The 13,558-nt window shown below is 53.9% G+C and carries 10 protein-coding genes; all 10 read left to right on the top strand.

Going from position 1 to position 13,558, the window contains the following annotated elements; genetic code table 11:
• Positions 1-54: 54 nt before the first annotated feature.
• The 10 genes from smc to ACJJI3_RS08690 all read left to right on the top strand — a co-directional run bounded on the left by smc (position 55) and on the right by ACJJI3_RS08690 (position 13,483).
• Positions 55-3,558 (top strand): chromosome segregation protein SMC, encoded by a 3,504-nt coding sequence (smc, locus tag ACJJI3_RS08735; protein WP_444942175.1) that lies wholly within the window; start codon positions 55-57, stop codon positions 3,556-3,558.
• 26 nt (positions 3,559-3,584) lie between these two features.
• Positions 3,585-4,601 carry a cell division protein ZipA gene (zipA, locus tag ACJJI3_RS08730; RefSeq protein ID WP_444942174.1) on the top strand — a complete coding sequence of 339 codons (1,017 nt, stop codon included), beginning with the start codon at positions 3,585-3,587 and terminating at the stop codon, positions 4,599-4,601.
• 151 nt (positions 4,602-4,752) lie between these two features.
• Positions 4,753-6,804, top strand: coding sequence for an NAD-dependent DNA ligase LigA (gene ligA / locus ACJJI3_RS08725; protein ID WP_444942173.1), 2,052 nt, complete (start codon positions 4,753-4,755; stop codon positions 6,802-6,804).
• A gap of 176 nt (positions 6,805-6,980) precedes the next feature.
• Positions 6,981-7,415: a hypothetical protein gene (locus ACJJI3_RS08720; RefSeq protein WP_282933471.1), complete on the top strand. Its 435-nt coding sequence runs from the start codon at positions 6,981-6,983 to the stop codon at positions 7,413-7,415.
• A gap of 252 nt (positions 7,416-7,667) precedes the next feature.
• A complete protein-coding gene (locus ACJJI3_RS08715; RefSeq protein ID WP_282933470.1) occupies positions 7,668-8,114 on the top strand; it encodes a DUF4399 domain-containing protein in 447 nt (148 codons plus the stop codon).
• Positions 8,115-8,172: 58 nt separating this feature from the next.
• Complete coding sequence (locus ACJJI3_RS08710; protein ID WP_444942172.1) at positions 8,173-9,558, top strand: class II fumarate hydratase; 1,386 nt, start codon at positions 8,173-8,175, stop codon at positions 9,556-9,558.
• A gap of 261 nt (positions 9,559-9,819) precedes the next feature.
• The gene (locus tag ACJJI3_RS08705) at positions 9,820-10,020 is read left to right on the top strand and encodes a hypothetical protein (RefSeq protein ID WP_282933468.1); all 201 of its coding nucleotides are present in this window, start codon (positions 9,820-9,822) and stop codon (positions 10,018-10,020) included.
• 3 nt (positions 10,021-10,023) lie between these two features.
• The gene (locus ACJJI3_RS08700; protein WP_282933467.1) at positions 10,024-11,094 is read left to right on the top strand and encodes an AraC family transcriptional regulator; all 1,071 of its coding nucleotides are present in this window, start codon (positions 10,024-10,026) and stop codon (positions 11,092-11,094) included.
• Positions 11,095-11,272: 178 nt separating this feature from the next.
• Entirely contained in the window at positions 11,273-13,066 is a 1,794-nt protein-coding gene (locus ACJJI3_RS08695) for an acyl-CoA dehydrogenase C-terminal domain-containing protein (protein WP_444942171.1), read from the top strand.
• Between the two features lie 81 nt (positions 13,067-13,147).
• Positions 13,148-13,483, top strand: coding sequence for an SCP2 sterol-binding domain-containing protein (locus ACJJI3_RS08690; protein ID WP_282933465.1), 336 nt, complete (start codon positions 13,148-13,150; stop codon positions 13,481-13,483).
• Positions 13,484-13,558 lie beyond the last annotated feature (75 nt).

Below are 13,558 nucleotides of genomic sequence, written 5' to 3'. Positions count from 1 at the left end.
GATTGAAGGTTTGGTGTCCCGCCCGGCAGAGAAAAATATCGAGTTTATAAATACATGCGTCTGAAGTGCATCAAGCTAGCGGGCTTCAAATCTTTTGTTGACCCTACCACTGTCTATTTTCCGACAAACCTCAACTCGGTGGTGGGTCCCAATGGCTGTGGTAAATCCAACACCATCGATGCGGTGCGCTGGGTAATGGGGGAATCCTCCGCAAAGAACCTGCGCGGCGATTCGATGACGGACGTTATCTTCAACGGCTCCAGTGGCCGCAAGCCCGTGGGGCAGGCCTCGATTGAGTTGGTATTTGATAACTCTGAGGGCAAGCTTTCTGGTGCCTATGCCTCTTTCTCGGAGATTTCCGTCAAGCGCAAGGTAACCCGGGAAGCACAGAACACCTATTACTTGAATGGCGAGAAGTGCCGCCGCCGCGATGTAACCGATCTCTTCTTAGGTACCGGTCTGGGCCCGCGCAGCTACGCCATTATTGAGCAGGGCATGATCTCCAAGTTGATCGAAGCCAAGCCCGAAGAGCTGCGCGTCTATATCGAAGAGGCCGCCGGTATCTCCAAATACAAGGAGCGCCGCCGGGATACCGAAAACCGGATGAGACGGACTTCGGAAAACCTTGAGCGCCTCACGGATATCCGCGATGAGCTGGATCGCCAGTTGTCCCGACTGGAGCGACAGTCCGCAGCAGCGGAAAAATACAGCCGATTTAAAGAGGAAGAGCGCAGCCACAAGGCTAACTTACAGGCACTCAAATACCGCGAACTGGATGACCAATCCAAGGCCAAGCAGCAACAAATAGGTGAGCTTGAACTCACCGTTGAAGAGCTGGTTACCCGCCAGGTCACCTGTGACACAGGCATTGAGCAAAAGCGCGTGGGGTACCACGAGCTATCTGACAGCTTTAATGAAGTCCAGGGGCGCTTCTACGCCGTCGGTGGAGATATCGCCCGCTTGGAGCAGAGCATTGCCCACGCTCGTGAGCGCTCTACTCGCCTGCATTCCGATTTGGCGCAAACCGAACAAGAATATCGCGAGGCGGAGACCAACCTCGAAGTGGATCGCGAAAAAGCGGCCCAGTTTGAGGAGGAACTTGAGATTATTCTGCCGGACCTGGAGATGGTCTTGGCAGCAGAAGAGGAATCTGCTGCGGCGCTGCTCGAATCTGAAGAGCAGATGCGCAATTGGCAGAACGAGTGGGACCAGTTTAACCAGGGTGCCTCTGGCTCCCGTCAGAAAGCTGAAGTGCAACAATCCCGCATCCAGCACTTGGAAACTTCTGGCCAGCGGCTGCTGGAGCGGATCAATAAGCTATTGGCGGAGCAGTCCGGCCTCCAGGTCTCTGACGACGATGAAGAGACACTGCAGCTGAACGAGCAGATGGCCGAGCTGGAAATGCAGGCTGAAGAGCGCCGCGAGGAAGCGGCAGAGCGTCGCGAGTCTCTGGACAGTCTCCGCGTGCAGGAGCGGGAGTTGGCCACCGAACTCGATCAGTTACGTTTACAGCTGCAAACCGGGCGAGGCCGTCAGGCGTCTCTGGAAGCCTTGCAGCAAGCTGCTTTAGGGCAAGGCAAGGCAGTTGAGAGTTGGCTGCAGCAGCAAGCCCTGGCTGACAAGCCCCGGCTCGCCGACCAGATTAAAGCCCAGCCCGGCTGGGAAACCGCAGTTGAAACTATCCTCGGCCCCCAATTGCAGGCGGTATGTGTTGAGCAGCTCGAATCCGTGGCTGAAGGATTGGCGGCACTGGAAAGCGGTCAAGCGGTTCTAATCGATAACAGTGCTGTAAATAGCAGTGCGAAAGGAGCACTTCCTTCGCTGCAGGATATGGTTCAGGGGCCAGCCTCTCTCTCCGGCATCTTGGCGGGAATTTATACTGCAGAGGATTTGACTGAGGCACTGTCCAGGCGAGCGAGTTTGCAAGCTCATGAGTCTATTGTGACTCGCGATGGGCTCTGGCTCGGTCCTAACTGGTTGCGAGTGAATCGCGCCAGTGATGCAGAGGCCGGGGTCCTGGCGCGCAAGCAGGATCTTGAAACCCTGGGGCAGGAGCTGGCCCTGTGTGAGGAGCAGATAGAGAGTATTGCCGAGCGACGTGAGTCCCTGCGCACGCAAACGGTCGATCTCGAGCGCTCCATCGAACAAGCTCGCAATGAGTCCGACCAGCTCGGGCGTCGCGAGGCAGAGCTGCGCAGCCAGTTGTCCGCCCGACGGGCGCGTGCGGAGCAGATGAATGAGCGCCGTATCCGAATTGAGCAGGAAATCGATGAGGTGCGTGAGCAGCAGGAGCTGGAAGGGGAGTCCCTGTCGGAAGCTCGTCTAATGCTGCAGGAAGCTGTCGAGGCGATGAGCGATGATACCGATCGTCGCGAAACGCTAATGGCACGCCGGGAGGAATTGCGCGAAGCTTTGGATGCCGTGCGCCAGCGCGCGCGGGAGGACAAGGATCGCGCCCATGAACTGGCTATGCGCGAGCAGTCAGTGCGCACCCAGATGGTGTCTCTCGAACGCACCTTGCAGGTGATGAGCGAGCAGTTGGAAAGGTTGCGCAGTCGTCGTCAGCAATTGCAGGAGCAAATGGAGGAGACCCAGGACCCCTCCCAGGATTTTCAGGCTGAGTTGGAAGAAAAGCTCGGCGAGCGTATTGAGGTGGAAACGGAACTCGCCGATGCGCGCAAAAAGCTGGAAGAGGTTGAGACCGGCCTGCGTGAGCAGGAACAGGAGCGCCACAAAGTGGAGGCGGCTCTTCAGGGAGTGCGCGCCCAGCTTGAGCAGGAGCGTCTCGCTGCGCAGACTCTGGAAGTGCAGCGAAACGGATTGGTAGAGCAGCTGCGCGAGAGCGAGCACGACATCGATCAGCTGCTCGAACAGTTACCTGGCGATCTGACGATTAAACAGGTACAGGAAGATTTGGAATTGGTAGCCGCGCGTATCTCGCGCCTCGGGCCGATTAACCTCGCCGCTATCGATGAATACAAGCAGGAGTCTGAGCGCAAGAACTATCTGGATCGCCAGCATGGGGATCTGATGGAAGCGCTGGAGACCCTGGAAAATGCAATTAAGAAAATCGACAAGGAAACGAGAACCCGCTTCAAGGAAACTTTTGATCAGGTAAATGCGGGCCTGCAGGAACTCTTCCCGAAAGTTTTCGGTGGTGGTAATGCCTATCTGGAACTTACCGGTGAAGATCTGCTCGATACTGGTATCGCGATCATGGCCCGCCCGCCGGGCAAGCGCAACAGCACAATCCATCTGCTCTCGGGTGGAGAAAAAGCGCTGACGGCGATCGCTTTGGTATTCTCGATTTTCCGTCTGAATCCAGCACCTTTCTGTATGTTGGATGAGGTGGATGCTCCCCTTGACGATGCTAACGTTGGTCGTTACGCACGAATGGTTAAAGAAATGTCAGAACACGTTCAGTTCATCTATATTACCCACAACAAGATCGCAATGGAAATGGCGGATCAGTTGCTGGGGGTTACCATGCACGAGCCGGGTGTATCCCGACTGGTGTCGGTGAATGTGGAAGAAGCAGCCGAGCTGGCTTCTGCATAAGGGCGTAAAGGGAGAGGCGCTAAAAAATGGATAACTGGCTGGTTACAATCCTGGTTGTCGTTCTGCTGGTCGTTGTGGTCGATGGCATACGCCGGGCGATCTTGCGACAGCGCGCGGCAGTTAAGGTCTCCCGCAATCTGTCGCGGGCCATGCAATCTGAAGTAAAAAATGAAGCTGATCCGGTCTCAGAGAAGGCTGAAGAAGAGCCCCCGGTCCGCAAACCCCTGGAGACGCGAGAGCCCAAGCCCGCAAACAGCGAATTGCCCGGGCAGGCTCGCGTTGTTCAGCGCCGTCCGCTAGAGGATGCGCTACATGTGAATCGCCAGGTACAGGAGAGCTTTATTTCCTCGCGCAAACCGCTCGCTGGCAGCAATCCCCAGAGGAGCCCGGAAGAGCAGGGTATCCTCGATTTGGAAGAGCAAGTCCCCACCCTGATGGAGTCGGTCGGTGAAGAGCAACGCTATGAGCCTGCATTAGATGAGGCTGAAAGCCTAAATGCGATGGATAGCGCTCACAGTCCTGAGCATGAAGCTGTGCATGAGGATTCTCAACCCGAGCGATCTTCTCAGTCTCCAAGCTCTGGCAGTGTTGGTGAAGGCGCTCCCACCCGTGAGGTGCTGGTGATTAATGTAATGGCGCCAGAAGGGGATTACTTCGAGGGTAATGACTTACTTCGGGTAATGGTTGCCTGTGGCATGCGCTTTGGTGAAATGAATATTTTTCACTACCATGAGCACGGCGGTGCTGATGGGGCCATTATCTTTAGTCTCGCCAATATTGTTGTGCCCGGCGTTTTCGACCTGGCCCAGATGGAAGAATTTGCCACGCCGGGTGTTAGCCTGTTCCTGACACTACCTGTGGAAGGCGAGGCGATTAGAGCTTTCGATCAACTGCTTTCCACCTCATACAAAATTGCTGAGCTGCTCGGTGGCGAATTGAAGGATGAGAATCGCAGTGTATTTACCGCGCAAACGGCGGAGCATTATCGTCAGCGGGTTGTGGAGTACCAGCGTCGCAGGACTTTAGCGATGGCGCAAAGCTAGCTCGCAATCTCTAAATAATTGTTGCCATTTTTAATGCGGCCCGGGATGCCGGCTGATTTTCATTTTGGAAATTAGCCGTAAGCTCGGGCCGTATTTGCATGTAAAATCGAAATAATTTTCTAACTATTATTTTTATTCACTCGAATTGCCGATGACTCATCAAACTATTTCCCCTCAAGTGCGCGAACGTGTCCAGGAATTACACGAAATCCTCCAGCGTGCGAATCACCAATACTATGTGCTTGATGATCCCGAGTTGCCGGATATTGAGTACGACCGGCGCCTGCGCGAGTTGCAGGACCTGGAAAGTGAATTCCCTCAGCTACTGACACCGGATTCTCCCACCCAGAGGGTCGGCGCAGAGCCGCTCTCCTCTTTTCAGGAGGTTCGCCATGAAGTGGCGATGTTGTCTTTGGATAACGCCTTTAATGATGAAGAGTTGCTGGAATTTGACCGCCGGGTGTGTGAGCGCCTCAACAGTAAAGGGCCGGTGGAATACGCCTGTGAACCCAAGTTAGACGGTATCGCTATTAGCCTTTTGTATCGCGACGGCGTACTTGAGCGAGCGGCAACGCGAGGGGATGGCACGACGGGTGAGGATATCACCCAGAATGTACGCACCGTGGGATCTGTACCTCTGCGTTTGCGTCAAGCAGATGGTATTGAAAAGTATCCGGGTGTATTGGAGGTGCGCGGTGAAATCTATATGCCGAAAGCGGGCTTTGCCGAATTGAATCGCAAAGCGGCTGCGGCGGGTGAGAAGCTTTTCGTAAATCCTCGAAATGCCGCTGCCGGTAGTTTGCGTCAATTGGACTCCCGCATAACAGCGCGGAGACCGCTGGAATTGTGTGTTTATGGCACCGGCCTTGTAGAGGACGGCGAGCTGCCGGAAAAGCACGTTGAGACTTTGCAGTTGCTGGGGCATTGGGGCTTCCGTACAAATCGGGAGATGCGCGTCGCTAAGGATATTCAGGGCTGCATCGATTACTACCGGGAAATCGGCGAGAAGCGCGAGGACCTCGCTTATGATATCGACGGTATTGTTTTTAAGGTCAACAGTATTCCCCTGCAGCGCCGTCTCGGCTTTGTTGCCCGCGCACCCCGTTGGGCCATGGCCTATAAGTTTCCCGCTCAGGAGGAAATGACTGAATTATTGGATGTTGAGTTCCAGGTAGGGCGCACCGGTGCGGTCACCCCGGTTGCTCGCCTACAACCGGTGTTTGTCGGCGGGGTTACCGTTTCCAATGCAACTCTGCACAATCGAGATGAGATCGAGCGCCTCGGCGTACAGGTGGGTGATACCGTCATTATTCGCCGTGCCGGAGATGTTATCCCGCAGGTGGTTTCTGTAGTGGAGAGCAAGCGCAAGCCGGGTGGCCACGCTATTGAATTCCCCACACATTGCCCAGTATGCGGCTCGCCGGTGGAATCCACGCCCGGTGAGGCGGTGGTCCGCTGTAGCGGCGGCCTGATTTGTAGTGCCCAGCGCAAGCAGGCCATCAAGCATTTCGCTTCGCGCAAAGCGATGGATATTGATGGTCTGGGAGACAAGCTGGTAGAGCAGCTGGTAGATGAGGACTTGTTACACTCGGTGTCCGGGCTCTACCACCTCACTTTGGAGCAGGTGGCGGGACTTGAGCGAATGGGGCAAAAGTCTGCCCAGAACCTCCTTGATGCGCTGGAGCGCAGTAAAGAGACCACGCTGCCTAAATTCCTCTATGCCCTGGGTATCCGGGAAGTGGGTGAGGCTACAGCGCGCAATTTGGCGCGGCACTTTGGCGAATTGGATCCGCTAATGTCGGCAGATGTCGAGGCTTTGCAGGAAGTTGAAGATGTGGGCCCAGTGGTCGCTCATTTTGTTGCTGAGTTTTTTCAGCAACCTCATGCCCAAGAAGAGGTGGAGGCACTGCAGCAGGCGGGTGTGCATTGGCAAGCGGAAGAGAGTGACGAGCAGGATCAGCCCCTGGCAGGGGAAACCTGGGTGCTCACCGGCAAACTGGAAACCCTGTCCCGCAGTGAAGCAAAAGACTACTTACAGAGGCTGGGTGCGAAAGTCGCAGGAAGTGTTTCCGCCAAGACCGGCACTCTGGTTGCCGGGCCAGGCGCCGGCTCAAAATTGACCAAAGCACAGGAACTGGGTATCACGGTTATGGATGAAGAGGCGCTTCTGGATATGCTGCGCGAAAGGGGCTTTGAGATTTAGTCCTGGTATTTTAGGCGGGCACCATTAGTAACTGAATAGCCGAACTTTTGAGCACTTTGCAGGTTCGTGTTTTGTTTTGTGGCTTTCTGGTCGCTTCGCCGTTAAAGTTGATGCCTTAGATCTGTTTTGCCCTGGGTACCTGATGTCCAGTGGCACTGTGGTAAGGAATGGAATTAATGCTTCAGGGCGATCAGGAATCCATCGTTTACGGATGTATCAAAGACAGCAATAGCCTCGCTGGCGGCAGCGATCGGCGCAGGGTGAACCGCAATGCTGTGCTCGCTCTGCCCAGTGCTGACGAATGGCCATTCCTGTGCCGGGATATGTTTGCTATTCCCACCATTAAGGTGAAGCAATCCCAGTACCAAACCGATGTAATCCACTTTGGCGCTTCCTATCGGGCGGTAGAATACGAGTGGGATTTGTGGATACAGAAGTTTGAAGAGTTGCTGAAGAGTATGTATTGGGTTTCAGCAACTGTGCATTTGGAAACTGAGCTTTCCGGCGTTCACTCTTTCAGCTGGGAGTCCGCTGGCCTCTATCACGAGCCTGGCAGCGGCGATATGCAGGTTCGCTGCGAATGGACCCAAGAGGGTCGGGTGAGTATCTGATTTTTCTGGCCCGGTTGGTCCGGGCCCTCTCTTGCCTAATTGCCGCAAAGCAGATTTAAATAAGCAGCCCTGTCACAAATCCTATCTCTCTTTTTCTTTCCGCAACTATATTCCCTGATAGTCTCTGGAACTGAAACTTTGGTCTGTTAAAGTGTCTTTGCCGAACGGTACCAAGGTGCCGCGGCCGAGAAGCTGTAAAGCCAGATTATAAGAATTGGCGCGATCTGGGCGCCCTATCAGGAAGGAATACACATGATTAAATCCAGTTCTCTGCTGTTTGCCAGCGCACTGATGTTGTCGCCGCTGTTACATGCGTCTGAGCACGAAAGCAAAATGGATATGAGCAGTAAGGCCCCAGCAGATGCCAAGGTCTATATTATCTCGCCGAAGGATGGAGAGAAGGTGCCCCAGACATTTACGGTGAAGTTTGGTTTGTCTGGTATGGGTGTGGCACCGGCGGGTACCAATCAAGAGAATACCGGCCACCATCATCTGCTGATTGATGTGGATGATATGCCGGATATGAGCAAGCCTTTGCCGGCGAGTAAGAACATCATTCACTTTGGTGGCGGGCAAACCGAGACTCAAGTTACCTTGCCACCCGGCAAGCATACGCTACAACTGGTTCTGGGCAACTATATGCATGTGCCACATAAAGAGCCTGTGATGTCCAAGAAAATTACCGTCGTGGTCGAGTAGGGCTGCAGCGGCTAAATAACCTTCTGTCGATGCATTAAACGCATCTGGGGAGAGTGAAATGGGTGGCGAATTCCGCACTGAAAAGGACAGCCTGGGCGAAGTTCAGGTGCCGACTGAGGCGATGTATGGTGCGCAAACCCAGCGCGCAGTGGAGAATTTTCCTGTCAGTGGTCACGGCTTGCCGGCAGAGTTTATCCGCGCCATTGTGCTGATAAAGAAATCTGCTGCGGAGGCCAATCGGGACTTGGGGTTGCTGGATAAAGCCCAGGCTGAGGCCATTATCAATGCTTGCGACAGTCTCGGTGATGAGGAGTATGCCACTCATTTCCCCGTCGATATTTACCAGACAGGTTCTGGTACCAGCTCAAATATGAATGTTAATGAGGTGCTCGCCCACCTCGCAGAAAAGCACAGTGATCAAACCATCAGCCCCAATGATCACGTGAATATGAGTCAGAGCAGTAATGACGTGGTTCCCACCGCAATTCATGTGTCCGCCCTGCTTGCAGTGCGCGACACCCTGCTGCCTGCGTTGCGCCATTTGCACACTGGCTTGTGCGACAAGTCCACGGAACTTGAAAGTATTGTAAAAACCGGCCGCACCCATCTGATGGATGCAGTGCCTATGACAATGGCGCAGGAGGTTGGAGGTTGGGCTGCACAAATAGAGGCGTGCCGGGAGAGGATTCGCGCGGTAATGCCTCGGCTTGCCCAGCTGGCTCAAGGCGGTACGGCGATTGGCACCGGGCTCAATGCTCACCCGGATTTTGCCGAGCTGTTCGCGCAAAAAATCAGCGCCCACACATCTCATCAGTTTCGCCCGGCAGAGAACTTTTTTACCGCAATTTCCAGTCAGGATACGTCGGTGGAGTTGTCCGGGCAGCTCAAGGTGTTGGCAGCTTCCCTGATGAAAATTGCCAATGATTTGCGTTGGATGAACAGCGGTCCCCTTGCTGGCCTCTCCGAAATCGCCCTGGAGGCCTTGCAGCCAGGGAGCAGCATTATGCCGGGCAAAGTGAACCCGGTTATTGCCGAATCAGTTACTATGGTTTGTGCCCGGGTGATGGGTAATGACACCACAGTGACCGTGGCGGGACAGAGCGGCAATTTTCAATTGAATGTTATGTTGCCTTTAGTGGGCAGTACGCTGCTGGAAAGTATTAACCTGCTCGCGAATGCATCGACCCTACTGGCTGATCGAGCCGTTGCCAGTTTCGCGGTGAATCGGGCGCATATTGAGGGAACCCTGGGCCGCAACCCCATTTTAGTGACCTCCCTTAACCCAGTGATTGGCTACCTTAAAGCGGCGGAGATTGCCAAGGCCGCCTATGCCAGCTGTAGGCCAGTGCTGGATGTTGCTGTTGAAATGACGGACCTGGATAGAGAAACGCTTGAGGAATTGTTAGATCCCGCCCATTTGGCCAAGGGTGGGCTGATTAGCTAGGGGCAAAAAAGGCGATTCCCAACAGTATTAACGATATAATGGCGGTCAGGCACATAAGCCAGTGCAAAAGCCTTAACAGCGTGGCTCGATCCTCTGGTTCCAGCATTCTTCTGCTCATTGGTGCCTCCTGCGGCGTTGACAGGAACCGGCCAATCCCTCACGATTCGACGCCGCGTCGGTACTGGGTGCCGACAATACAATGGTAGCGTCACAAAATGTGGCAGTCTCACCTGTTTTGAAAATCAATGTATCCAGATCGTCATGGCTAAAAGAAGTCGCCGCTCCTTTATTACCAGTGTCCTCGCCTGTGTCGCCTTTGTAGTGGCGGCAGTCTACAGTTGGGACCTGCCCGTTAAGGATGTTGTCACCTATTTCATTCTTCTGTTGGTGATACTGCTTGTCATCATTGCTCTGGCGTTTGGGTGCGGGGCTTTATTGAATTGGTTGCGCAGGCGTAAATAATAGATGGCGTCAACGGAAGAGGATATTCGCATCCCTATCGCGTACCTCGAGCGACTGCTCGAAGAGGCGACCAAACACGGGTGTGATCGCAAGGAGCTTTTGGCTTCTGTCGATATCGATGAGTCTGAATTGCAGGGCGTATCCGCATTTTCAGCAGTGAAGTACGGCCGCTTATACCAGCGCGTGATGTGGCTGGCGCAAAATGAGTGGTTTGGCATGCTGAGTGGTGGAAGGGTCCGTTCCGGGTCTTTTCGCTTGTTGTGTCTGGCGGTTGTGAACTGTGCAACCCTCCGCCAGGCGATTACGCTCTGTGCCGAATTTATGGAAATCTGCCGAGGTTTTAAGGTGAAGCCGGTACTCGGAGAAGGTGGCCATGGGCGCGAGCGGGTTGAAATTTGCGGGATCAGTTCGCTGGGCAAAGGCGAATTTGAGCAGCTGCTGAATAACACAAGCCCCAGTGTGGTGCGTACAACTCTAGCGGTTTGGCACAGGTTTTATTGCTGGCTGGCAGGGCGGGAGATTCCGCTGGCCAGGCTGCACTTTTCATTTGCTTGCCCGGAAGAGTTTCGCAGTCTCGCACAGAGTGAGGCCAATGAGTTGTTATTTGAGCAGCCGTTTAATGCGCTCGAATACGATACCCGCTACCTGGAATACCCTGTGGTGCAAAGCCCGCAGATGGTCGAGGACTTTATTCGCACCGCTCCTTACCACCTGGTAATTAGCGACGGCAGTGCCAATAGTATCAAGACCAAAGTGAAAACCATTTTGAACCGGGACGTGAGTGAGTCCATGCCTGCCGCAGAGGCGGTGGCGGAGAGGCTCAATATGTCGGTCACCACGTTGCGTCGTCGCCTGCAACAGGAGGGCACCTCCTACCAGAAGCTGAAAGACGAATGTCGGATGGAAGCGGCTTTCCACTACCTGAGCTGCCCGGATCTTTCCAATGGGCAGATCGCAGAGATGCTTGGGTTCGATGAATCCAGTGCTTTCTTCCGCGCCTTCAAAAAGTGGACGGGAATTACGCCAGGCGAGTATCGCCGGGGTGGTCGCGCCGCAGCTGGCCTGGATATTTGACTGGGCCAGTCACCTTTTTTCATCCTCTCGCCTCGATTTGTCACCGCTTTGGACGGGTTTGGCCATAGAGGGGGCTGCTCGCTTACTACTATGATGAACCAATCTTAGAAATTAGTCATAAATATGACTGGATGGTTTTACCTCCGGTCCCAAACATAAGCGAATTGAGGTTATCAGGATGACCGATATCAAAATGCCACTGCGTGATTTGCGTTTCGTAATGCGCGAGATGCTGGACTCAGAAAAGCATTATGAGTCACTTGGATATGAGGAGGCTACTCCTGATGTCGTGGATGCCATCCTGGAAGAGGGTGCAAAGTTTTGTGAAAACGTTATTGCACCACTGAACCAAATTGGCGACCAGCAAGGTTGCACCTGGAAAGACGGTGAAGTTACTACCCCGGAAGGCTTTAAAGAAGCCTACCAGCAGTTTGTAGAGGGTGGCTGGGCTGCGCTGCCTCACGATCCTGAGTACGGTGGCCAGGGCCTGCCGCCCTCGCTCGGTACTATCATGAGCGAGATGGTTGGCACCGCCAACTGGTCCTGGGGCATGTACCCCGGCTTGTCCCACGGTGCCATGAACACCCTGGAAGAGCACGGTACTGAAGAGCAGAAGCAGGTTTACCTGACCAAGCTGGTTGAAGGTAGCTGGACCGGCACTATGTGTCTGACCGAGCCTCACTGCGGTACCGATCTGGGTATTCTGCGCACCAAGGCCGAGCCGAATGAAGATGGCTCCTACGCGATTACCGGCACTAAGATCTTTATCTCCGCCGGTGAGCACGATATGACTGACAACATTGTTCATATCGTACTCGCCCGCCTGCCAGACGCACCTGCTGGCACCAAGGGTATCTCCCTGTTTATCGTACCCAAGTTCCTGCCGAACGCTGATGGCTCTGCCGGTGAGCGCAACGGTGTGGTATGTGGTTCCCTCGAGCACAAAATGGGTATTCACGGCAACGCCACTGCAGTGCTGAACTTTGACGGTGCTAAAGGCTTCCTGATCGGCGAGCAGAATAAAGGCCTGAGCTACATGTTCACCTTTATGAACACTGCGCGCCTGGGCACTGCTCTGCAAGGCCTGGCTCACTCCGAGATCGGTTTCCAGAAGTCCCTGGCTTACGCAAAAGATCGCCTGCAAATGCGTTCTCTGTCGGGCGTGAAAAACCCGGAAGGCCCGGCTGACCCGATTATTGTTCACCCTGACGTGCGCCGCATGCTGATGACCCAGAAAGCCTTCTCTGAAGGTGGTCGTATGCTGGTTGTTAAGTGTGCACAGCTGGTTGATATCACTCATAAAGGCGATGCTGATGCGAAGAAAGCCGCTGACGATATGCTGGCGTTCCTGACGCCGATTGCAAAAGCATTTTTAACGGAAGCTGGTTTCGAATCTGCCAACCTGGGTATGCAGTGTTTCGGTGGTCACGGCTATATTGCCGAGTGGGGTGTGGAGCAGAACGTACGTGATTCGCGTATCTCCACTATCTATGAAGGCACCACTGGTATTCAGGCTCTGGACTTGTTGGGCCGTAAGGTTCTGATGACCCAGGGTGAATTGCTGCGCGGTTTCACCAAGCAGGTTCACAAATTCTGCCAGGCGGAAATTGATAACGAAGCACTGGCGCCTTTCGTTGCTAAGTTGCAAGAGCTGAACAAACAGTGGGGCGACCTGACCTTGCACGTTGGCGGCAAAGCTATGGAAAACCCAGATGAAGTAGGTGCTGCTTCTGTAGATTACCTGATGTTCTCCGGTTACACCGTGCTGGCCTTCCTGTGGGCACAGGCGGCTAAAGTTGCCAATGAAAAACTGGCAGCGGGCACTGGAGAAGAAGATTTCTACAAGGCGAAAATTACTACCGCGCGTTTCTTCTTCGAGCGTATCCTTCCTCGTACTTCCAGCCACGCAACGTCCATGTTGAGTGGAGCAGGCAACTTGATGGAATTGGATGCCGAGCATTTTGCATTCTGATCCCGCTCTGAAATTAAAACCGCCGGCAAATGCCGGCGGTTTTTTTGTGAGTAATAAAGCGGCTTAAACGGAGAATTTCCGATGCAATTGCCGGATTCGGTTCAAGAGCGCCTGTGTCACTTAGCTTGTTCGTACCCGCTGGCTCGGGTACAGTTCCGGCTGCCAGATGCCTGTGACTTCTATGTTTATGTCACCGAAGTATCTAAAAATTACAAAGTGATTTCCGAATTTGGTCAGACTGATAATCCAGAACTAACATTGGAAATGGAAAACAGCACTCTCAGTGCTATATTGGACGGTCAATTAAGTGGGCGTCACGCCTTCCTTTTGGGGGATGTTCAATATTCTGGAAATCGCGAGTTGGCCGCAGCATTGGCAGGTTTATTTCCTGCGAATAGTGAAGAGGGAGATCGGTAAAGAGAGGTTTTAAACCCTTCTTTTTCACCGTCTCAAAGATACTACAAACAATAAATAAATTCTCGCTCGCCAAGA

It is taken from the genome of Microbulbifer maximicatervae (SeqCode), assembly GCF_052466985.1.
The sequence above is the reverse complement of the archived record's forward strand: the minus strand, read 5'-3'. Positions and strand labels throughout refer to the sequence as shown.